The sequence below is a fragment of the Campylobacter hyointestinalis subsp. hyointestinalis genome (assembly GCF_013372145.1).
GTDB lineage: Bacteria > Campylobacterota > Campylobacteria > Campylobacterales > Campylobacteraceae > Campylobacter > Campylobacter hyointestinalis.
The window spans coordinates 900,959-921,794 of the sequence record NZ_CP053827.1 but is presented as its reverse complement, the minus strand read 5'-3'; the positions used below and the strand labels follow the sequence as shown (position 1 = coordinate 921,794).

Below are 20,836 nucleotides of genomic sequence, written 5' to 3'. Positions count from 1 at the left end.
ATTAGTGCTTTTAATGCGTGAAAATAAGGATAAAAATGTGTCTTAGCATACCATCAAAAGTAATATCAATAGATGAGAATAATTTTGCCATAGTTGATACTATGGGAGTTAGGCGTGGAGTGAGCCTAGACTTGATAGCTGAGCCTGTATCGGTGGGGGATTATGTGCTTATACATGTGGGATTTGCGATGGAAAAGATCGATACTAAATATGCTTTAGAGAGCTTAGAGATTTATAAGCAAATAGCAGATGATATGAGTAGTGGTAAAATATCAGCCGATGAAGGCGATATGGGTCTAGCAGCGTTGAAAGATTAAATTTAATAATTAGGCAGATAATGGATTTAATAAATAGTTTTAGAGATAAAGATAAGATTTTAGCCTTAAGCAAGATAATTAAACAAAGAAGTAAAAGGTCATTAAATATTATGGAGATTTGTGGCGGTCATACTCATAGTATAATGAAATTTGGCCTACCGCAATTAGTAGGGGAGCATATCAATTTCATTCACGGCCCAGGATGTCCGGTGTGTATAATGCCTAGAAGTCGCATTGATGAGGCTATAGCAATTGCTAGTATAGAAGGGGTGATATTTTGCACTTTAGCTGATATGTTAAGAGTGCCTGGAAGTAAGGGCTCTTTAGCTGATATTAGGGCTGGTGGGGCTGATATTAGGGCTTTATACTCTCCACTTGATACAATCACAATAGCCAAAGAAAATCCAGATAAAAAAGTTGTATTTTTTGCTATTGGATTTGAGACTACTACTCCTATGAGTGCTGTGGTGGTAGAACAAGCCATAAATTTAAATTTACAAAATCTATTTATACATTTAAATCATGTAACAGTCCCAGCTCCAGTAAGGGCTATAATGAGCGATAAAGATGTGAAAATTGATGCATTTTTAGGGCCAAGCCATGTAAGTGTGATTACTGGTAGTAAGATATATGAAGAGCTTGCTAATGAGTTTAAGACCCCAATTGCCGTAAGTGGCTTTGAGCCTTTAGATTTGATGGATAGTATATTAAATTTAGTAAATCAACACCAAAATGGCACCTATAAAGTCTATAATGAGTATGCTAGAGTAGTTAGCAAAGATGGCAATAAAAAGGCTAAAGAGCTGATAAATAGGTATTTTGAGCCGTGTGATTTTGAGTGGAGAGGGCTAGGCGTTATCAAAGATAGCGGATTAAGGCTAAGAGATGAGTTTAATTATTTGGATGCTAAAAAATATTTTAATGTAGAAGTAGGCGAGTCTAAAGAATCCAAAGCCTGTATTTGCGGTGAAATTTTGCGTGGTAAAGCTAAGCCATATGATTGTAAGGTATTTGGTAAGGTTTGTAATCCACAAAATCCAATTGGTAGCTGTATGGTAAGCGGCGAGGGTGCTTGTGCGGCGTATTATAAATATAGTAAAAGAGGGTAGATGCAAAAGATAATGTTAGCTCATGGTGGTGGTGGGCAAGAGATGAATGATCTTATTAATGGGTTGATTTTTAAGATTTTTAATAATGAAATTTTATCTCAAAATAATGATAGTGCGATTTTAAATTTAAGCGGAAAACTAGCATTTAGCACTGATAGCTTTGTGGTAAGTCCTACTAAATTTCTAGGTGGAGATATTGGTAAAATCGCAGTTTGCGGGACGGCAAATGACCTAGCTATGGTAGGAGCAAAGCCTAGATATATTAGTTGTGCTTTAATCATAGAAGAAGGATTTGATATAAATGAGCTTAAAGATATTTTATCTAGTATGAAAAGCACGGCTGATGAGGCTGGAGTAGCTATAGTTTGCGGCGATACTAAGGTTGTTAGCAAGGGAAGTTGTGATAAAATTTTTATCAATACCTCAGGCGTGGGAGAGATAATCAAAGAAGTTAGAATAGAGAATTTAAAAAGTGGCGCTAAAATTCTATTAAGTGGCGATGTAGGTAGGCATGGTGCTGTGGTATTAGCAAGTAGAAATGAGCTAAGATTACAAAGCGATTTACAAAGCGATTGTAAGCCTTTATACAAAATTGTAGAAGCACTTTTAAATGCTGGTATTGCTCCCCTTGCTATGAGAGATGCTACGCGTGGTGGACTCTCAGCTGTATTAAATGAGTGGGCGAAGGCTTGTGGGAGAGATATTAAAATTATCCAAGATAGTATCGCTGTGAGTGATGAGGTGATGGGGATTTGCGAAATTCTTGGTTTTGAGCCTTATGAGCTAGCTAATGAGGGGACATTTCTTTTAGCTGTTGAGCCTAAAGATGAGATAAGAGCGGTTGAGATTTTAAAAGAATTTAACTCAAACGCAAATAGCATTGGCGAGATTTTAGATAGTAATAAATCAAATGTAATTATACAAAATAGCTATGGAGCCACTAGATTTATGGAGCTGCCAAAGGGCGAGTTGCTACCTAGAATTTGCTAAAGGAGATATTATGCACGAATTAGCTATAGTTCAAGATCTGTTTAAGCTTTGTGAGACAAATGCGATGAAGCATAATGCTACAAAGATAACTAAAGTAGAAGTTGAGATAGGTAGATTAAGTGGAGTGGAGGCTCACTACCTACAAAGTGCATTTGATGCTTTTAAGATAAACACTATCTGCAATGACGCAAAGCTCATCGTTAGTACGCAAGACGTTATTGTAAAATGCGGCGATTGCGGTTTTGAAGGAGTGCTCTTAGAAAATAGCTTTTTATGTCCAAAATGCGGTGCAAATAAGCTCGATGTTGTAGCTGGTGAAGATATGTATTTGATGCGCCTTGAGATGGAATAGTTTTTCATCTCTAATTTATCATTTTATTTCTGAATTAGTCAAATATAGTAAATGGAAGCTGTAAGGTATTTTTTATGATATTATACGGCGTTTTGATGATGTCTTTGATGATTTGTGTTTCAAATTTAGGTTCATCTAAAGTTCCTCTTACTTCTATAACAGTTGAGATAGTCTTATCATCTCCTAAAAATATATGACCTACTAATGGAATCTTGCTTATAATAGAACTCGCGTCTTTTAATAGCTTTAGCTCAAAATCTATATTTACATCTTTGCTATCTAAATCTATACTTCCACGTCCTGCGATATCTGCGCTACTTCCGGTTAAATTTAAAGCCTTTATATTTAGTTTGTTGTTATCGCGCTCTATGAACATCACGCCATCATTTACGGTAAATCCTTTATCATTAAAATCAGGAACTTTAAATATCAAAAGCGATGGGATGGAATTTATAAAGCTTAGAAATTTTTGATAGAATTTATAGCTACTTAAATATGTATTTTTTACTTTTATTTCGCTTTGAAAGGTATCAAAATCTTTGCCGTACAGTTTTATAGTAAAATTACCCTCGTTAAATGAGTTTAGTCCTAAAAAGTCATTTGCGAACCCAGAGCTGAGATTTTGCCCAAATATTTTTAAATCACCGTTTTTCTTTATCACTCTTATATTTGAATCAAAACTGTTATTTCCATCAAATACCAACTCGTTTTTAGTAATACTTCCGCTAAATTTATCAAACGATATTGTGCGGTTTGAGTCTTTTAAGTATAAAGCAGAATTCGTAGCAAAAAATTTGATATCTTTTTGCTCGTTTTGATTGCTCATATTTTTATCTACTACGAGAATCAGATCTTTAAAATACGCTTTTATCAAGTTACCTGAGATATCGAATTTCATAAGCTCACTTTTGCTAGTTATGTTTATATCTTTATTTAAATTTATGCTAAAATCATCCTCTTTATAAGGTGTACCATCACGTTTTTGAAGCGACATATCAAATTTAGTACCCGTAAGATTTATATTGAATTTAGAAAAATCATCTGTTTTGAGACTCAAATTTGCGTCTTCAATACCTAACTCTTGCATTATTTGAGAACTCTTTTTTAAATTTGCAAGGTTTGTTAAATTTATAGTTTTTTTGGTTATATTCATATTAAAGTTTAGCTCTGGCGATGAGAGTTTTACTTCATCATTGAAGTCCAAATTTACAGTGGCGTTTTGATCTTTGATATCAAGTACCTTGCATTCATTTATACAGATATTTTTAAAATACGTGCCAAATTTAGCGTTACTAGTATTTGTATCTATGGCTCCAGATACAGTTGCTTCAAAGATATCATTTTTGAGATCTGAGCTTTTTATATCTATGATATTATCTTTTAAATATACGAGCCCTTGTTTGCTATAAAACTTAGCTCCGTTTATATCAATGTTTGAATTCTCTACTTTAAATTCCCCATAACTATTTATAAAAAACGGATCAAAATTTATATCTAATGTTAAATTTGCGTCCATTTTTCCACTATCTTGGCTTACTGGAAAGTCTATCTCATAAGCTTTTAATATTTCGTGGATATCATAATCAAGCAAAGAATTTGTTTTTAAATTTAGTACTAAATGCGAGTTTTGAGTTAGGAGATTATATATATTTACGCTACTTCCATTTATAGATTTATCTTTAAATTTTGGGTTTGAAAGCGCAAAACTAAGAGTATCGTTTTTCAAAGTCACATCTACAAACTCAGCTACTGCTGGAGTTACGTTTTGATGAAATTTTACCACCGGATCTTTGGCTCTTGCTTTTGCATACATCTGTTTTGGATAATACTCTAAGTTGTTTAAATTTATCTTTCCACCAAATTCATACAATACATATTCTTTTGCTATAATATATCCGTATATCCAGTTTTTTATCTCTTCGTCAAGACCAGTTTTTATAGCTAAATTTTCTATAAAGTTTTTTAAACTATCTGCTTTTGTATCAAAAACGTAATAATCCAAAATATCGTTATTTAAATTTAAATACAGCTTTCCACTTAGTTCATAAGAGGTAAAATTTCCCAAAAAGCTATATTTATTTTCTATTATATCGGCTTTAAAATCTCCCCAAATAGTAACGTTGTAATCTTTAAATTTGATCTCTTTCGCACTTACTATCAAAATCTTGTTTTTATTTTCTATGGCTGTATTTATGGTAAGCCTTGGTGTATCGATATAAAATATATTGTCTTTATATAATAATTTAATACTAACTTCGCCGTAAGTTAAATTTTCTATATTTATCTCTTTAAATAGCCTATTTAGCCAAATTATATTATCGCTTATATCAAGTAGCTCTTTGTTGCTCTTTTTTTGATTTTTTTGTTTATGAATTTCTAAATTTTTTAAATTTACAATTAGTTTTTTATCTAATTTTATATATAATTTTTCGATATCAATTATATTTGAATGAAAATTGTCTATTTTTATTCCGTTGATCAAAGTTAGAAGCAAGGCAGATATTATAATGATAAATAGTGCAAAAAAGAAGCGTATTTTTTTGATAATTTTTGAAATCGTGCTCATAATTTTCCTAAGTTTATTTGCAACGCTTGCAAGACCTATATATACTAGCAAAGTTGTGTATCTTCCAAGTGGAAGTGTAGGAGAAATTATATCATATTTAACTCAGCGCAACTTTAATGTCAATAAATTTGACAAATATGTTTTAGTTTTTATGGGTTTTCCACAGTCTGGTTGGATAGAGATCGGCTCTGAAAAATTAAGCAAATTTGACTTTTTATACAAGCTTACGACTGCAAAAGCTGCTATGCAAAGCATTACACTGATACCAGGAGAAACGACTAAGTATTTTTTAAAGCAGATCGCAGGCGAACTAGATCTTAATTATACTGTTCTTATAAAAGAGTATGAAGCGCAGTCTCCTATAAAAGAGGGCTACCTTGTCCCTGAAACATATAAAGTGCCAAAAGGGATCAGTGAGAAACATTTGATATATTATATGGTAAATTTATCCACAAAATATCATCGCCAGATCAGTCAAAAAATATTTGGTGAGTGGGATGAAAAAAAATGGTTTAACTTCTTAATTATAGCTTCAGTTATCCAAAAAGAGGCTGCTGATGCGAGCGAAATGCCTATCGTTTCATCAGTCATCTATAATAGGTTAAAAAAAGGTATGAAGCTTCAAATGGACGGAACGTTAAACTATGATTTGTACTCCCACGATAAAGTTACTAGTGAGCGCATAAAGGAAGATAAAAGCAGATATAACACCTATCTTTACGAAGGACTTCCGCCTAGTCCAGTCTGTAACGTGAGTTTAGATGCTATAAAAGCGGCTATTTTTCCTAAAAAAACAGATTTCTTATACTTTGTGCGTAATCCAAAAACGCTCAAACATACATTTAGCAAAAGCTACGAAAGCCATATAAGAGAGATAAATAAAGCAAAATGATAGCAAAAACTCACGTTAGTTTCGCTCTTTGCGTAGCTTTAGCACCTATTAGTTTAGCTAGTTTTGCACTTGATTTTGAGATAGATAGGGAACTTCTTGGGATTTTTATGGCTAGCGTTTTTTTAGGTTCATTATTTCCTGATATAGATGAGCCAAGCTCAAAAATAGGCCGTAAATTTACTGGTGTATCGAATTTGATAAAAGCTGTGTTTGGACACAGAGGTGTTACGCATTTTTTTATAATTCCGACTATTTTTACTCTAGTTTTTCTACTATTTTTACCTAAAAATTTAAATTTAGCAGTCGCCGGAGCTGGATTTATAATAGGATATTTTTTACATATTTTAGGAGACGCACTTACAAAAAGCGGTATAAAAGATGCGTTTTATCCATTTTTTAAAGGCAAAGTTTTTGCTTTGTTGCCTGTGGAATTTAGATTTTATACAAATTCAGCTTTTGAAAGAACGGTGCTTTTGCCGACTTTAGTCTTTATAGTATCTATGGAAATTTATGCTATTTTCGGCGATAAAATTCCACTTGATAAGCTTATAAATGAATTTCAAATATTAAGTATTTTTTAAATTTTTTATTTCGCCTTTATAAATTTTTAGCTACAATTTTTAGAAATTTTACACAAAGGTCAGTAGATGCAAAAGAAGGATGTTAAAAAAGTTGTTTTGGCTTATAGCGGCGGACTTGATACAAGTATCATTTTAAAATGGCTACAAGACGAGTATAAATGTGAAGTTGTGACTTTCACAGCCGATATCGGTCAAGGAGAAGAGGTCGAGCCAGCTCGCAAAAAAGCTATAAGTTTAGGTATAAAACCTGAAAATATCTTTATAGAGGATTTACGTGAAGAGTTTGTAAGAGACTTCGTATTTCCTATGTTTAGAGCAAATGCTATATATGAGGGCGAGTATCTTTTAGGCACATCTATCGCTCGTCCTCTTATCGCAAAACGTCTTGTCGAGATAGCTGCTGCCACAAAAGCAGACTGTGTAAGTCATGGTGCTACTGGTAAGGGAAATGATCAAGTTCGTTTTGAGATAGGAGCTTACGCCCTAAATCCAAATATCAAAGTTATCGCTCCTTGGAGAGAGTGGGATCTAAATAGCCGTGAAAAACTTCTAGCGTATGCAGAGAAAAATGGCATTGATATAAGCAAGAAAAAAGGTAAATCTCCATACTCTATGGACGCAAATTTACTTCATATATCTTATGAAGGACTTGTTTTAGAAGATCCAAATCACGCTCCCGAAGAAGATATGTGGAGATGGAGTGTCAGTCCAAAAAATGCTCCTGAAACGAGCGAAATCATCGAAATAGAATATAAAAATGGAGATCCCATTGCGATAAATGGCAAAATCATGAAGCCATATGAAATTTTAACAGAGTTAAATCGACTAGGCGCAAAACACGGGATCGGACGCCTTGATATCGTAGAAAATCGCTATGTAGGTATGAAAAGTAGAGGTTGTTATGAAACCCCAGGAGGCACTATAATGCTAAAAGCTCATAGAGCCATAGAGAGCATTACTATGGATAGAGAAGCAGCACATCTAAAAGACGAACTTATGCCAAAATATGCTAGTTTAGTATATAATGGATACTGGTTTTCGCCTGAGCGTAAAATGCTTCAAGCTGCGATAGATGAGAGCCAAAAGAACGTAAATGGCAGTGTTAGGGTTGAGCTTTATAAAGGCAATGTTATGGTGATCGGTAGAGATAGTAAGACCGATAATCTATTTAATGAAGCCTACTGCACGTTTGAAGAAGATAGCGTTTATGACCAAAAAGACGCGAATGGATTTATAAAACTTAACGCTTTACGCTTTATAATCGCTGGAAAAAATGGACGTAAATTTTGGCAAAAAAGCAAATAATCTGAAATAATTATTTGCTTGTTAAAATTTGTATTAAAATTTAAAAACGTTTTATAAAGTTTAAATAAAAATAGTCTAAATATAGGCTATTTTTATCTTAAACTTGGCATAAACTTAAATGAGTTTTTAGCATAAATTTGGAGTAAATTTAGTACATATGAAATACAAATTAGACTGTAAAGAGAGTTTTGAAAGCTCATTTTTGTTTTGGCTGACTCGTTTTGTCAAATATAAGCTAAACTCACTCTCAAACAAAGAGCTTCAAGATGGCTCCGCTCTTGCTGCAGTAAATTTTGCACTTACAAAAGGTGTAAAAAACATAGATGAACTTGATGGTCTAGCAAAAAAGGCTAGAAACGCAGGACTTACTGGTATAAATACGTATTTTAATCCATTAAAAAAGATTTATGAAGTACTTAAATTTTATGAATTAACAAGCCTTGCCTCGATCGATGAAGAGCTAATAAGTGAAGTTTTAGCAAGTACTACTGGAAATCTCAGTGACGCCACAAAGAAAAACTACCGGATCGCCGTGATAAACTTTTTTGAGTTTATAGAAAAACAAAACGAAGAAGATGGTAAAGCCCATCTTTTTGATATTGAGCTTAAAAATTGGGGTGGGATCACCGGAAACAAAGGGCAAAAACTGCCTGAGTTTATGAGTGAAGATGAAGTAAAAGAGTTTTTAAAAGCCATAGATGAAGCTGATTTTAAGCAAAATGGGAACAGAAATAAACTTATCATAAAACTTATTATTTTTACGGGAATTCGTGTAAGCGAGGCTCTGAATTTAAAAAGAAAAGATCTTAGTGAAGATGGCGATCTATTTATCATAAGAATACGTGGTAAAGGAAATAAATACCGCGTAGTTATGATAAAAAAACATCTCATAGAAGAACATCTCCAAAATATAGCTATAAATTACATAAATCAAGACGGATATCTTTTTGTAAATAAAAAAGGCACTAAGCTCACGCAAGCTTATATAAGTCGTATAGTCGAGCAGATACTTTTTAAAGCAGGAATCCGCAAAGAAAAAAACGGCGCCCATATGCTTCGCCACACATTTGCTACTATGCTCTACAAAAAACAGAAAGATCTTGTTTTGGTTCAAGAAGCTCTTGGTCACGCTAGCTTAAATACTTCTAGGATATATACTCACTTTGATAGCGATAAACTCAAGCTTGCTGCTAAAGTAGCCGAGGATCTAAATGATCGCTGATTTATTCATTTTAAAGCCAAATCAGAGTATAATCTATCCCTAAATTTAAATAAGGACAAATTTGTTCGCCGATATAAAATTATTTTATGCTATCAGTGCTCTAATCGCAATCGGGATTGTATTTTCGCTTTCTTTGTCTGCATTTACGGTTTTATATTTAGATTATGCGAGTTACCACTTTTTTATAAGGCAACTAATAGTTGGAATGTTGGGAATTTTTATCATTTGGTTTATATCAAGATTAAATCCAAATAGAATCATACTTGGAAATTTAAGTACTTTTGAAGTCATAGGGTTTTTTATATTTTTTAGCTCATTTTTACTTATGATTATTATGCAGTTTTTGCCAGCTTCTATAGTGCCTGTAACTGGTGGAGCAAAGAGGTGGATAAGGCTTGGGGGCATATCTTTATCTCCGGTTGAGTTTTTCAAGATAGGCTTTGTATTTTTTCTAGCTTGGAGTTTTACTAGAAAAATAGATAACAATAAAAAACGTCTTAAAGATGAGTTTAAGATACTTTTTCCGTATTTTATACTTTTTGGTATGGCCGTATTTTTGATAGCTATATTACAAAAAGATCTAGGACAAGTCGTCGTTTTAACTCTAGTTTTGATGATACTAGCCACGTTTGCTGGGACTAGCAAAAAGTTTTTTGGAACTATAGGCGTAGTTGGTATCATACTTGTAGTTCTTGCTATCATATCTCAACCTCACAGAATCAGGCGTTTTCAGTCATGGTGGGTGACAAATCAAGACTTTATACTATCTATCTTGCCTAGCAATATTGCTGAGTTTATGCGGATAAGTGACGCTGAGGAGCCTTATCAGATAACCCACTCTTTAAATGCCATATATCACGGTGGTTTTTTTGGCGTTGGACTTGGAAATGGTACGTTTAAACTCGGTTTTTTGAGTGAAGTGCATACAGACTTTGTTTTAGCAGGTATCGCAGAAGAGATAGGCTTTGTGGGAATTTTAGCTATAACTTATCTTATGATTTATATCATTTATAGGATATTTAGAGTTTCATCCAGAAGTGAAAATAAAGTTTATCATCTGTTTGCTCTTGGTGTTGGCTCTATCATCACGCTAGCGTTTTTGATGAACGCTTATGGTATTACTTCTATCACACCTATAAAAGGTATTGCAGTACCGTTTTTGAGCTATGGAGGAAGTTCTGTTTTAGCGCTATGCGTCGGCATAGGAATGGTTTTAATGATCAGTAAAAAGGCGGATTTATCATGATAGCGATCACAGGCGGAGGCACGGGCGGTCATCTAGCTATAGCAAAGACTTTGGCTATAGAACTACATAATAGGGGTTTTCAAACAGTATTTATAGGCTCATCAAGAGGTCAAGATAAGATGTGGTTTGAAAATGACAATATTTTTAAATTTAAGTACTTTTTATCAAGTAGTGGCGTAGTAAATAAAAAAGGCATAAGCAAGTTAACTAGCTTGCTAAATATACTAAAATTATCAATAAAATGTGGTCAAATTTTTAAAAAACATAATATAAATTTGGTGATTAGTGTTGGTGGATACAGCTCTGCTCCTGCTTCATTTGCCGCTCTATTTTTTAGAAAAAAGTTTTTTATACATGAACAAAATGCTATTTGCGGAAGACTAAATCAAATTTTAAAGCCGTTTTGTACGAAATTTTTTAGTTCGTATGGAAATAACCCTTATGATTATCCGGTGGATAAGAAATTTTTCGCGGTTTCTAGGGTAAGAAATGATTTAAAAACGGTAATTTTTTTAGGCGGTTCGCAAGGAGCTAGTTTTATAAATTCACTAGCTTTAAGTTTGGCGCCGAGATTAGATCAAAAAAATATCAACATCATCCATCAATGTGGAGAAAAAGATTTTGATAGCCTGCAAAAATCTTATGAAAATTTAGGTATTAAAGTGGAGCTTTTTAAATTTAGTCCAAATATTGAGTGCTTTATGTCTAAAGCAGATATTTGCGTAAGTAGAGCAGGGGCAAGCACTCTTTGGGAATTAGCAGCCAACGCGCTTCCTAGCATTTTTATACCGTTTCCATACGCTGCTAAAAATCATCAGTTTTTTAACGCTAAGTTTTTACAAGATAAAAAGCTGGCTACTATTTGCGAACAAAAAGATGCAAATAGCGAACATATACTTAATATTATATTTCAAACTGATATAAACTTTATTTCTAATTCTCTTAAAAATACGATTTTAGAGGGTGGTGCTGAGAAAATTATAGCCGAAGTGTTACAATTTAATATAAAAAATTAGTTTTTAACTGATTTGTGCTCAAAAACTGCCTAAATACTTGAATTTGGTTGAAAAATAGTGTAGAATACTAGCTACAATTTTTAATCAAAGGAATTTAAAATGACAAAAGCAGAATTCGTTGGTTTGGTCGCTTCTAAAGCTGGTCTTACAAAAAAAGATACTGAACTTGCACTTGATGGCTTTTTAGAAAGCATTAGTGAAGTACTAACTAAAGGTGATAGTATAACTTTTGTTGGTTTTGGTACTTTTGGTATAACTGAACGCGCTGCTAGAACAGCAAAAGTTCCTAGTACAGGCAAAGAGATCAAAGTTCCAGCTAAAAAAGCTGTTAAATTCAAAGTAGGAAAAAACCTTAAAGATGCAGTAGCTAAAGTTAGCTGCGGTAGTTCAAAATGCGCATCTAAAAAGAAATAATCCGATTTTTAATCCCTTCTTTAAGAGGGGATCTTTTTGCTTAGACTTACTTTTTACCACTATAATTTGATCTTTAAAATTACTAAAATCCCCACACTATCAATAAAAAATTCAGCCAAATTTAGCTAAAATAAATCTTATGAGAATAGATAAATTTTTAAATACCGTAAATATCACAAAACGAAGAGCCATAAGCGAAGATATGTGCAAAAGTGGCGTCGTATCAGTAAATGGAGTCGTTGCCAAACCTAGCAAAGAGGTAAAAGTAGGGGATAAGATAACCATAACTTTTCTTACTAGAGTCGTAAATTACGAAGTCGTAGGGATACCGAATTTAAAAACCGTACCAAAAAGTGAGCAAGAAAAATATGCAAAGTGTATTTGAGCTTGGGCTTGATGAGTTAGATGCTATAGTACAAAAGCTTCCTAAAACTGGCGTTATCGTGCTTAGAGGAGACCTTGCAAGCGGTAAAACTACACTTACAAAAGCTATAGTCGCATCTTTTGGTATTAAAGCAAACGTGACTTCGCCTACATTTAGCATAATGCAAAATTATGAAAATATATATCATTACGACATATATCAAAACGGTTTTGAAGGTCTAAAAGCAAATGGTTTGTTTGAAAATTTATTTGAAGATGGGCTTCATATAGTTGAATGGGGTGATGAAAATTTGGTACGTTTGCTTAAAAAATACGGTATCGACGTGTGTATAGTAGATATCACGGCTAAAGAAAATAAAAGAATTTACGAGGTGAGCTTTGCATAAACTTGAAGTAAAAAATTTAGAAAAAACTATCAAAAAAACTAAAATTATAAATAATATCTCTCTAAATGTAAAAAGCGGAGAAGTAGTAGGGCTTTTAGGTCCAAACGGCGCTGGTAAAACAACTACGTTTTATATGATATGTGGGCTTATTTCACCAACTAGCGGGAGTATTTATCTTGATGATATGGATATTTCAAAAACGCCGTTGCATAAAAGAGCTAGACAAGGCATAGGATATCTTCCGCAAGAAAGTAGCATATTTAAGGATCTAAGTGTAGAAGAAAATTTGACTTTAGCAGCTGAAATTTTTTATAAAGATAAAGAAGAGATCCATCATAAAGTCGGCGAAATGCTAAATTTGTTAAATATAGAGCCCATTAGGGCTAGAAAAGGACTTAGTCTTAGTGGTGGAGAAAGAAGGCGTTGCGAGATAGCTAGAAGTCTTATGATTATGCCTAAGTTTTTGCTTCTTGATGAGCCGTTTGCAGGAGTTGATCCTATCGCAGTCGCTGATATCCAAAGCATTATAAAAGATCTAAAGAAGCTAGGAATTGGCATACTTATCACAGATCACAATGTTAGGGAGACTTTGGCTATTTGTGATAGAGCGTATGTCATAAAAAGTGGAAGCTTGCTTGCTAGTGGAACTTCTAGTGAGGTCGCAAATAATAAACTTGTCAGAACTCACTATCTTGGCGAAGAGTTTAAACTTTTAGACTAATGAAACTTACACAAAAGCTCACTCAAAAAGCAAAATTAAACCAAACTCTAAGAAGTTGGTTACCGATACTTCAAGCACCAGTTGATGAGCTAAAAGAGGCTTTGGAGCCGTTTATTAAAGATAATCCATTTGCTAGTATAGAACAAAACAAGAGTAGATTTCCTAAAAACTTTTATAATGAGCTTTATAAAAGTTCGCCAAATGAAAGCTTAGAAAGCCAAGCTTTACACCATGAAAGCTTATATGAAAAGCTTTATTCTCAGATCAATGCTCCACTTTTTCCAACTACGAAGTCTTGCAAAATAGCAAATTTAATCATCGAATGTATAAACAACGAAGGGTATTTTGAGTGGGACGATAAAATTTTAAAAGAATTTAGTATAGACGAAGTAGAGCGTATCAGAGCGAGATTTGCATATCTTGAGCCGACTGGAGTTGGTGCTAAAGATTACAAAGAGAGTTTTTTGTTTCAACTTGAAGAATTGTGTGATGATGAAAAAATTTATGCTTTAGCAAAAACAATCATTTGCGATATGGAAAATATCGGCTCTTATACAAAAGATAAAAATTATGAAGCGGCACTAAAGATCATAAAAAAATTTAAAAATCCGCCTGCCATAGGGTACCTTGAAGATGAAAGAGAGATCATCCCTGATATCTTTGTTTATAATATAAATGGATCTATAGAAGTTAAAATAAATGACGAGTATTATCCAGATATAATTATCGATGTAGATGGCGTAGATGAAAAATGTGATTTTGTATCTTCTAGAATCAAAGAAGCAAAAGACTTGATTGATGCTTTAGAGATGAGAAAATCCACTCTTTATAAGATAGGACTTATGATTATAGAGTATCAGTATGACTATTTTTTTGGTGGCGATATAAAACCTATGAAGCTAAAAGACATAGCAGATGACCTTGGGCGAAATCCTTCAACCATAAGTCGCGCCATACAAAATAAATTTATTAGTTCGCAAAGAGGAGTTGTACCGCTTAAGAGTTTTTTTGCTGCTGCTGCTAGCGAGGAGATATCAAACGCTGCCTTAAAAGAATTCTTAAAGAATCTTATAAAAAACGAGAATCGCCAAAAACCGCTAAGCGATGAGAGTATTTTAAACTCTATAGAAAAAGAGTTTGATATAAAGCTAGTTAGAAGAACCATAACAAAATATAGAAAAATGCTAGGCATAGCAAGCTCAAACGAGAGAAAAAAAATATATGCTATAAATGCTTAATTCTGATAGTGTTTATAAATTTTAGTTAAAATAGATATCTATGTTTTAATGTGATTTTGATACAATAATTATAAAAATTACAAAGAGGAAAATATGCAAATCAATATTGATTTAAAAGAAAATAGCTACCCAGTTTTTATAGATGAGCTAAAAGCCCTTAATATCGGCGGTAAAGTTGCGATCATAACAAACTCAAAAGTCGGCGGACTGTACGTTAAAGATATTTTAAATTTGATAAAAGCCGATGAAATTTTTGTAGTTACTCTGCCTGATGGCGAACAATACAAAAATCTTTCTAGTATCGAGCAAATTTTAGAGCAACTTTTCATATCTAAACTTGAGCGCAATAGTACGTTAATAGCTCTTGGTGGCGGAGTTATAAGTGATATGACTGGATTTGTAGCAAGCATTTATGAGCGCGGAATCAAATTTATAAATATACCCACTACGTTTTTAGCTCAAGTAGATGCTAGCGTGGGCGGTAAAACAGGAGTAAATAATAAATTCGGTAAAAATCTCATCGGTACGTTTTATCAACCGCGCGCTGTTTATTGCGAAACTAAATTCTTAAAATCACTGCCTTCTAGGGAGTTTAGCGCAGGAGTTGCAGAAGCTATAAAAATGGCTGTTATGTTCGATAAAGATCTTTTTTATTTTATGCAAAACAGTGATCTTAATGATGATGAAGCCCTAAAAAATGTCATAGCAAAATGTGTAAGTTTAAAAGCCGCAGTAGTAGCAAAAGATGAAAAAGAGGGTGGTATAAGAGCGGTGTTAAACTACGGTCATACATTTGCCCACGTTATAGAAATGCAGACGAATTATACAGGGTTTTTGCACGGAGAAGCTGTCGCGATCGGTATAAATATGGCAAATCATTTGGCTCTTAAACTTAGGCTTATCTCAAAAGATGAGTTAGAAACGGTAAAAAAATTACTTTGTAAATTTGGACTTCCTGTGACTTATGAGATAAAAGATGAGTTTGAGTTTTACAACGCTTTTTTCTTAGATAAAAAAAGTCAAAATAGCAAGATCAAATTTATACTACCAAAAGGTATTGGGGATTTTTGTATGAAAAACGACATCTCTAAAGAGATAGTTTTAGACACTTTGAGGGAATTTAAATGAAACGGCTGATCGTTCTTTTACTCTTTGTGGTTTTTAGTGTTTTTGCAGAAACAAATAGTAGCCAAACAGACAAAATAGAAGAGATAAATCTCAAGATCAAAGATTATGATACTAAACTAAAAAATAATATTTGGCTTATTAGGTATTCGAACTATAACACGTATCAAAATTTGCTAACAGAGATAAAAAGAGTAAGATCTGAGCTAGAGTCGGCAGATAAAAAAGATATGCAAAAAATAGATGAGCTAAAGACTAAAATCGCTAGTTTAAAAGAGCAGATCGAATTTCTAAAAGAGTATGAAAAATCTCCGTTTCAAAGTATGTTAGTAGTCCCAGATATCGAGGAGATAGGAAAAATAACAAACCCAGTGGCCTTGATAGGCGGTTTTTCATATATAAAAAAGCTAAAAAATGAAAAAGATGACTATCAAAACAGGCTATTTCAGCTAGAAAACGCTTTAGAATCTTTCAAACAAAAAGAGATTTTGTTTAAAGAGCTTTATGATCTAAATCAAACAAGTCTAAACTCATCAAAATTATATGAAGTACGCAGAGAAATAAATGAGTTTCAAATAGCAAAAGACATAGCTACTACGACATTTGGTGTGTACCAAAAAAAGCTTGATGAAGCCATAAATAGAGCCAGCTTGGAAGTAAAAGATCAGATAAAACAGGCTTTTAGTATAGTTTTATCTATCATTATAGTGAGTTTGCTTGGATTTTTATGTAAGATTATAACTAAAAAATACATTTCCGATAATCAAAAAATTTATACTATAAATAAATTTATAAATGTTTTAAATTTCACGATTATTATCTTTATTCTACTTTTTGCTTATATAGAAAACGTAAGCTATATGGTGACTATCTTAGGTTTTGCTTCGGCTGGTCTTGCTATTGCTATGAAAGATATGTTTATGAGTTTGCTCGGCTGGAGCGTTATCATTTTTGGCGGTACTTTTCACGTAGGAGATCGTATAAGAGTACGTTATCAAAATAGCGATTATGTAGGCGATATCATCGATATAAGTTTGCTTAGAATGACTATATATGAAGATATCACGCTTACTACCTACCGTACAAATAGACGTAGCGGACGTATAGTTTTTATACCAAATAACTATATATTTACCGAACTCATTGCAAATTATACTCATAGTGGTATGAAAACTGTATGGGATGGTATAGACATAATGCTTAGTTTTGATAGCAATCATAAAAAAGCTATGTATATCATCAAAAATATCACTAGAAAATACTCGAAAGGCTATACCGACATAGCCAAAAAGCAGATGAATAAGCTAAGAGATCAGTATAGCATCAAAAATCCAAACGTGGAGCCTAGAATTTATAGCTTTTTTGAGCCTTATGGTATAAATATAAGCGTTTGGTATATGACAAACTCATACGCCGCTTTGGCTCTTAGGAGTACTATAAGTAGTGAGATAGTAGAAGCCCTAAATTTAGAAGACGATATAAAGATCGCGTTCCCTACTCAGACACTTTATTTTGGTGCAAAACCTATTGATCAAGTGAGAACTTTACCAGATGTTAGTAAGGAAATATTATATTGAGAGTGTATTTTAAAACTTTTGGTTGCAGAACAAATATCTACGACACCGAGCTTATGAAAAGCTATATCAAAAATGCAACTATCACAAACGACGAAAATCTAGCCGATATCATCATAGTAAATTCATGTACGGTAACTAATGGTGCAGATAGCGGAGTAAGAAGCTATATAAATGGTATGAAAAATATCGGTAAAAAGGTTATTTTGACCGGTTGTGGTGCTGTTAGTAAAGGTGAAGAGCTATTTAAAAACAGTTCGGTTTTTGGCGTACTTGGAGCAAGTCATAAATCAAAAATCAATGATCTTTTAAACTCAGATAAACCATTTTTCGAGCTTGGGGATCTGAATTTTATAGATAAAAATATAATTAGCAACTATGAAAATCACACAAAAGCTTTCATAAAAATTCAAGAAGGTTGTGATTTTAAATGTAGTTATTGCATCATACCTTCAGTTAGAGGTTCTAGCAGAAGCATTGATGAGAAGATCATTTTAAAAGAAGCTATGATGCTAGCTAATAATGGCTACAACGAAATAGTCTTGACCGGTACAAATATAGGAAGTTACGGCTATACAAATAACTCTAGTTTAGGAAAACTCTTACAAAAACTAGGAATGATAAATGGCATAAAAAGAATTCGTCTTGGCAGTATAGAACCAAGTCAGATAGATGATAGTTTTAAAGAAATTTTAAGTGAAACTTGGCTAGAAAAACACTTACATATAGCACTTCAGCATACAAGCCAAAGAATGCTTAATATCATGAAAAGACGAAATAAAGCTTTTAAAGATATCGAACTTTTTAATGAGCTTTCAAATTTAGGTTTTGCTTTGGGGACTGATTTTATCGTAGGGCATCCAGGAGAGAGCCAGGAGTTATGGGATGAGGCTCTAATAAATTTTAAAAAATTTCCGCTCACTCATCTTCACGCTTTTATCTATAGCCCTAGAAGTGGCACTACTTCAGCACAGATGAAAATGGACGTAGATGGTATAACTGCGAAAAAAAGATTAAATATTTTAAAGGATATTGTTAGCGTAAATAATTTTGAATTTAGAAAAAAAGTCAAAACAGCTCTTGAAATTTTAGTTGAAAAGCAAGAAGCAAATGGGCTTTACGATGGATTTGATCAGTTTTATAACAAGATAAAGATCAAATCTAACAATGATATTTCAAAAGAGTGGATTAAAATCGAAAATTATGAGGTAAAAAGTGATGTCAATTATGCCGAAATTTGAATTAAATAAAAAAAATACAATTATAGTAGTTGGAATTATACTTTTTTTGTTGCTTACTTTTGTAGCAGTTCGCAATAGTCCTAAAAATATAAATTTGATGCAGTATGACAATCTTTTGCAGTCAAATTCTATCCAAAATGCGGTTGTAGATGGCGATGAAGTTATACTTAAAGTTGGGAGTAGGAGTTATTGCGTTCTTAAAGATTCTATAAATTTAAATGAACTTGGTCAAAAAGTGGCTATAAAATCATCTGGAGATTTTAATATTTTTATTTGGATCTTGTTTTTTGCATCTTTGATTTTTGCCTTTTTTGGTTTTAAATTTATAAAAAAAGACTTACCAAAAAAAACTAAAAATAGTTTGCCACAAGATGATTTAAGCTCTATGGTCACATCTGCCATAACGCCTTCTATTTCAAACGTTATGTTTAAAGATGTTGCTGGGATAGACGAAGTAAAAGTTGAGCTTATGGAGATAGTTGATTTCTTAAAAAATCCAAAAGCATATAAAGATTTGGGTATTAAAATGCCAAAAGGCGTGTTAATGGTAGGACCTCCTGGTGTCGGTAAAACGCTTGTGGCAAAAGCAGTCGCAGGAGAGGCAAATGTACCATTTTTTTACCAAAGTGGAGCAAGCTTTGTGCAGATCTATGTCGGAATGGGTGCAAAAAAAGTAAGAGAGCTATTTGCAAAAGCTAAAGCTTACGCTCCTAGTATCATATTTATCGACGAAATAGACGCTGCAGGAAAGACAAGGGGCGGCGGTAGAAGTGATGAGAGAGAAGCCACTTTAAATCAGCTTCTTACTGAAATGGACGGCTTTGAAGACAACAGCGGAGTCATAGTCATAGCAGCAACAAACAAGATAGATGTTATAGACGAAGCTCTGCTTAGAAGTGGTCGCTTTGATAGGCGTATATTTTTAGGACTTCCTGATCTTAAAGATAGAACGGCTATATTAGAATCATATCTTAAAGATAAAAAGCATCAAGTAGATATAGTAAATTTAGCTATGAATACTACAGGTTTTAGCGGAGCAGGGCTTGCGACTTTGACAAATGAAGCTGCTATCAATGCTTTTAGAAATAAAAGAGATTTTTTAAATGAAGATGATTTTAACGAAGTTAAAAATAGAGTGCTTTTTGGAAAGAAAAAACTGCATTCTTTAAGCAAAGATGAAAAAGAGATCCAATCTTTATATAAAGCTGCAAGAGCGGTTGCTGCTTATAAATTCGGTATTAAATTTGAACGAATTTCTATTTTAGAAGATCATATTTTACAAAGTGATGATTTTTTAGAGTCAAAAACTATTTTGTTATCAAAGATAAAAGTTTTACTAGCTGGTATGGCTGCGCTTAGAGTTTATAAAAATGAGCTTTACACAAACTCAAATTTGGATTTAATTGCTGCTAAAGAGATTGCTAAAAAGCTGATCCTTGACTACTCTATGAATGAAAAGTTTTCGTCAAATGATGCCGAAGTTAGCTCATTGCTATGTGCTAGCTATAAAGATATGCTTGAGTTTATGGCTCAAACGCAAGCAGAGTTATTTAAAGTGAGCAATTATCTTTTTAATAACGAGAGTATAGATATACAAACTATGAAAAATATAATAAAAGAGGGTTAATGAAAGCAAAAATCGGAATACTTACTTTAAGCGATAGAGCAAGCGCTGGAATTTACGAAGATAAAAGCGGTGTTGCTATAAAAGATATTTTAAGTCAGTGGATAACTAGCGAAGTAGAATTTAAATACCAAGTTATACCTGATGAATTTGATCAGATAGTTTTAAATTTAAAAAATATGTGTGATGATATAAAGTGCGATCTTGTACTAACAACAGGAGGAACAGGTCCTGCTAGACGTGATGTTACACCAGAGGCGACTGAAGCAGTTTGCGATAAAATGATGCCCGGATTTGGTGAGCTTATGAGATCTACTAGCCTTAGATACGTCCCTACAGCTATACTTTCTAGACAAACTGCTGGTATCAGAGGCAAAACTCTTATCATAAACCTACCTGGGCAGCCAAAAGCCATAAAAGAATGTTTAGAGCCTATATTTCCGGCTGTGCCTTACTGCCTAGATTTGATAGGTGCTGCATATTTGCAGACTGACGAAAGCAAAATAAAGGCTTTTAGACCAAAGAAAAAATAA

The 20,836-nt window shown here is 33.2% G+C and carries 21 protein-coding genes; 20 read left to right on the top strand and 1 reads right to left on the bottom strand.

Annotated features, from left to right (window positions below; genetic code table 11):
• The first annotated feature begins 35 nt into the window (after window positions 1–35).
• Genes CHHT_RS04850 through hypA form a run of 4 tightly spaced genes read left to right on the top strand, consistent with a single transcriptional unit; the run spans window position 36 to window position 2,768 of the window.
• Entirely contained in the window at window positions 36–317 is a 282-nt protein-coding gene (locus tag CHHT_RS04850) for a HypC/HybG/HupF family hydrogenase formation chaperone (RefSeq protein WP_034961189.1), read from the top strand.
• A gap of 20 nt (window positions 318–337) precedes the next feature.
• A complete protein-coding gene (hypD, locus tag CHHT_RS04845; protein ID WP_034961191.1) occupies window positions 338–1,426 on the top strand; it encodes a hydrogenase formation protein HypD in 1,089 nt (362 codons plus the stop codon).
• Window positions 1,427–2,416 (top strand): hydrogenase expression/formation protein HypE, encoded by a 990-nt coding sequence (gene hypE / locus CHHT_RS04840; protein WP_034961193.1) that lies wholly within the window; start codon window positions 1,427–1,429, stop codon window positions 2,414–2,416.
• 10 nt (window positions 2,417–2,426) lie between these two features.
• Window positions 2,427–2,768 carry a hydrogenase maturation nickel metallochaperone HypA gene (gene hypA / locus CHHT_RS04835; RefSeq protein ID WP_034961196.1) on the top strand — a complete coding sequence of 114 codons (342 nt, stop codon included), beginning with the start codon at window positions 2,427–2,429 and terminating at the stop codon, window positions 2,766–2,768.
• Between the two features lie 34 nt (window positions 2,769–2,802).
• Here hypA and CHHT_RS04830 read toward each other — a convergent pair whose 3' ends face one another.
• Complete coding sequence (locus CHHT_RS04830; RefSeq protein WP_082864077.1) at window positions 2,803–5,334, bottom strand: YhdP family protein; 2,532 nt, start codon at window positions 5,332–5,334, stop codon at window positions 2,803–2,805.
• On the opposite strand from CHHT_RS04830, the gene mltG reads away from it, so the two are divergent.
• From mltG to mog, 16 genes are all read left to right on the top strand, one after another.
• Window positions 5,231–6,226 (top strand): endolytic transglycosylase MltG, encoded by a 996-nt coding sequence (mltG, locus tag CHHT_RS04825; protein ID WP_370510342.1) that lies wholly within the window; start codon window positions 5,231–5,233, stop codon window positions 6,224–6,226. The genes CHHT_RS04830 and mltG overlap by 104 nt on opposite strands.
• Window positions 6,223–6,807 (top strand): metal-dependent hydrolase, encoded by a 585-nt coding sequence (locus CHHT_RS04820; protein WP_051663690.1) that lies wholly within the window; start codon window positions 6,223–6,225, stop codon window positions 6,805–6,807. Before mltG ends, CHHT_RS04820 begins: the two co-directional genes overlap by 4 nt.
• Window positions 6,808–6,873: 66 nt before the next feature.
• A complete protein-coding gene (locus CHHT_RS04815; RefSeq protein ID WP_034961200.1) occupies window positions 6,874–8,112 on the top strand; it encodes an argininosuccinate synthase in 1,239 nt (412 codons plus the stop codon).
• A 157-nt stretch (window positions 8,113–8,269) separates the two neighbouring features.
• Window positions 8,270–9,334: a tyrosine-type recombinase/integrase gene (locus CHHT_RS04810; RefSeq protein ID WP_034961203.1), complete on the top strand. Its 1,065-nt coding sequence runs from the start codon at window positions 8,270–8,272 to the stop codon at window positions 9,332–9,334.
• A 61-nt stretch (window positions 9,335–9,395) separates the two neighbouring features.
• Window positions 9,396–10,580, top strand: a complete 1,185-nt coding sequence (locus CHHT_RS04805) for an FtsW/RodA/SpoVE family cell cycle protein (protein ID WP_034961205.1) — start codon at window positions 9,396–9,398, stop codon at window positions 10,578–10,580.
• Window positions 10,577–11,596, top strand: coding sequence for a UDP-N-acetylglucosamine--N-acetylmuramyl-(pentapeptide) pyrophosphoryl-undecaprenol N-acetylglucosamine transferase (locus CHHT_RS04800; RefSeq protein ID WP_034961208.1), 1,020 nt, complete (start codon window positions 10,577–10,579; stop codon window positions 11,594–11,596). Before CHHT_RS04805 ends, CHHT_RS04800 begins: the two co-directional genes overlap by 4 nt.
• 99 nt (window positions 11,597–11,695) lie before the next feature.
• Entirely contained in the window at window positions 11,696–12,010 is a 315-nt protein-coding gene (locus tag CHHT_RS04795; protein ID WP_034961209.1) for an HU family DNA-binding protein, read from the top strand.
• A gap of 139 nt (window positions 12,011–12,149) precedes the next feature.
• A complete protein-coding gene (locus tag CHHT_RS04790) occupies window positions 12,150–12,395 on the top strand; it encodes a S4 domain-containing protein (protein ID WP_034961211.1) in 246 nt (81 codons plus the stop codon).
• Window positions 12,379–12,780 (top strand): tRNA (adenosine(37)-N6)-threonylcarbamoyltransferase complex ATPase subunit type 1 TsaE, encoded by a 402-nt coding sequence (gene tsaE, locus CHHT_RS04785; protein ID WP_034961213.1) that lies wholly within the window; start codon window positions 12,379–12,381, stop codon window positions 12,778–12,780. The genes CHHT_RS04790 and tsaE overlap by 17 nt, the downstream gene beginning before the upstream one ends.
• Window positions 12,773–13,501, top strand: coding sequence for an LPS export ABC transporter ATP-binding protein (lptB, locus tag CHHT_RS04780; protein ID WP_064019751.1), 729 nt, complete (start codon window positions 12,773–12,775; stop codon window positions 13,499–13,501). The genes tsaE and lptB overlap by 8 nt, the downstream gene beginning before the upstream one ends.
• A complete protein-coding gene (locus CHHT_RS04775; RefSeq protein WP_034961215.1) occupies window positions 13,501–14,739 on the top strand; it encodes an RNA polymerase factor sigma-54 in 1,239 nt (412 codons plus the stop codon). Before lptB ends, CHHT_RS04775 begins: the two co-directional genes overlap by 1 nt.
• A 93-nt stretch (window positions 14,740–14,832) precedes the next feature.
• The gene (aroB, locus tag CHHT_RS04770) at window positions 14,833–15,867 is read left to right on the top strand and encodes a 3-dehydroquinate synthase (RefSeq protein WP_034961218.1); all 1,035 of its coding nucleotides are present in this window, start codon (window positions 14,833–14,835) and stop codon (window positions 15,865–15,867) included.
• On the top strand, window positions 15,864–17,441 hold the full coding sequence (locus tag CHHT_RS04765) for a mechanosensitive ion channel domain-containing protein (RefSeq protein WP_034961220.1): 1,578 nt from the start codon (window positions 15,864–15,866) through the stop codon (window positions 17,439–17,441). The genes aroB and CHHT_RS04765 overlap by 4 nt, the downstream gene beginning before the upstream one ends.
• Complete coding sequence (mtaB, locus tag CHHT_RS04760) at window positions 17,438–18,679, top strand: tRNA (N(6)-L-threonylcarbamoyladenosine(37)-C(2))-methylthiotransferase MtaB (RefSeq protein WP_051663691.1); 1,242 nt, start codon at window positions 17,438–17,440, stop codon at window positions 18,677–18,679. The genes CHHT_RS04765 and mtaB overlap by 4 nt, the downstream gene beginning before the upstream one ends.
• Entirely contained in the window at window positions 18,657–20,306 is a 1,650-nt protein-coding gene (locus tag CHHT_RS04755; RefSeq protein ID WP_082864076.1) for an ATP-dependent metallopeptidase FtsH/Yme1/Tma family protein, read from the top strand. The genes mtaB and CHHT_RS04755 overlap by 23 nt, the downstream gene beginning before the upstream one ends.
• Window positions 20,306–20,836, top strand: coding sequence for a molybdopterin adenylyltransferase (mog, locus tag CHHT_RS04750; RefSeq protein ID WP_064019749.1), 531 nt, complete (start codon window positions 20,306–20,308; stop codon window positions 20,834–20,836). The genes CHHT_RS04755 and mog overlap by 1 nt, the downstream gene beginning before the upstream one ends.

Excerpts from the sequence above, each read along its gene's own strand:
- CHHT_RS04790 (WP_034961211.1), top strand. The coding sequence starts at position 12,150 with ATGAGAATAGATAAATTTTTAAATACCGTAAATATCACAAAACGAAGA.
- CHHT_RS04755 (WP_082864076.1), top strand. The coding sequence starts at position 18,657 with ATGTCAATTATGCCGAAATTTGAATTAAATAAAAAAAATACAATTATA.
- hypA (WP_034961196.1), top strand. The coding sequence starts at position 2,427 with ATGCACGAATTAGCTATAGTTCAAGATCTGTTTAAGCTTTGTGAGACA.
- mog (WP_064019749.1), top strand. The coding sequence starts at position 20,306 with ATGAAAGCAAAAATCGGAATACTTACTTTAAGCGATAGAGCAAGCGCT.
- CHHT_RS04775 (WP_034961215.1), top strand. The coding sequence starts at position 13,501 with ATGAAACTTACACAAAAGCTCACTCAAAAAGCAAAATTAAACCAAACT.
- CHHT_RS04765 (WP_034961220.1), top strand. The coding sequence starts at position 15,864 with ATGAAACGGCTGATCGTTCTTTTACTCTTTGTGGTTTTTAGTGTTTTT.
- CHHT_RS04800 (WP_034961208.1), top strand. The coding sequence starts at position 10,577 with ATGATAGCGATCACAGGCGGAGGCACGGGCGGTCATCTAGCTATAGCA.
- CHHT_RS04795 (WP_034961209.1), top strand. The coding sequence starts at position 11,696 with ATGACAAAAGCAGAATTCGTTGGTTTGGTCGCTTCTAAAGCTGGTCTT.
- CHHT_RS04815 (WP_034961200.1), top strand. The coding sequence starts at position 6,874 with ATGCAAAAGAAGGATGTTAAAAAAGTTGTTTTGGCTTATAGCGGCGGA.
- CHHT_RS04820 (WP_051663690.1), top strand. The coding sequence starts at position 6,223 with ATGATAGCAAAAACTCACGTTAGTTTCGCTCTTTGCGTAGCTTTAGCA.
- hypD (WP_034961191.1), top strand. The coding sequence starts at position 338 with ATGGATTTAATAAATAGTTTTAGAGATAAAGATAAGATTTTAGCCTTA.
- hypE (WP_034961193.1), top strand. The coding sequence starts at position 1,427 with ATGCAAAAGATAATGTTAGCTCATGGTGGTGGTGGGCAAGAGATGAAT.
- aroB (WP_034961218.1), top strand. The coding sequence starts at position 14,833 with ATGCAAATCAATATTGATTTAAAAGAAAATAGCTACCCAGTTTTTATA.
- CHHT_RS04810 (WP_034961203.1), top strand. The coding sequence starts at position 8,270 with ATGAAATACAAATTAGACTGTAAAGAGAGTTTTGAAAGCTCATTTTTG.
- tsaE (WP_034961213.1), top strand. The coding sequence starts at position 12,379 with ATGCAAAGTGTATTTGAGCTTGGGCTTGATGAGTTAGATGCTATAGTA.
- CHHT_RS04850 (WP_034961189.1), top strand. The coding sequence starts at position 36 with ATGTGTCTTAGCATACCATCAAAAGTAATATCAATAGATGAGAATAAT.
- CHHT_RS04830 (WP_082864077.1), bottom strand. The coding sequence starts at position 5,334 with ATGAGCACGATTTCAAAAATTATCAAAAAAATACGCTTCTTTTTTGCA.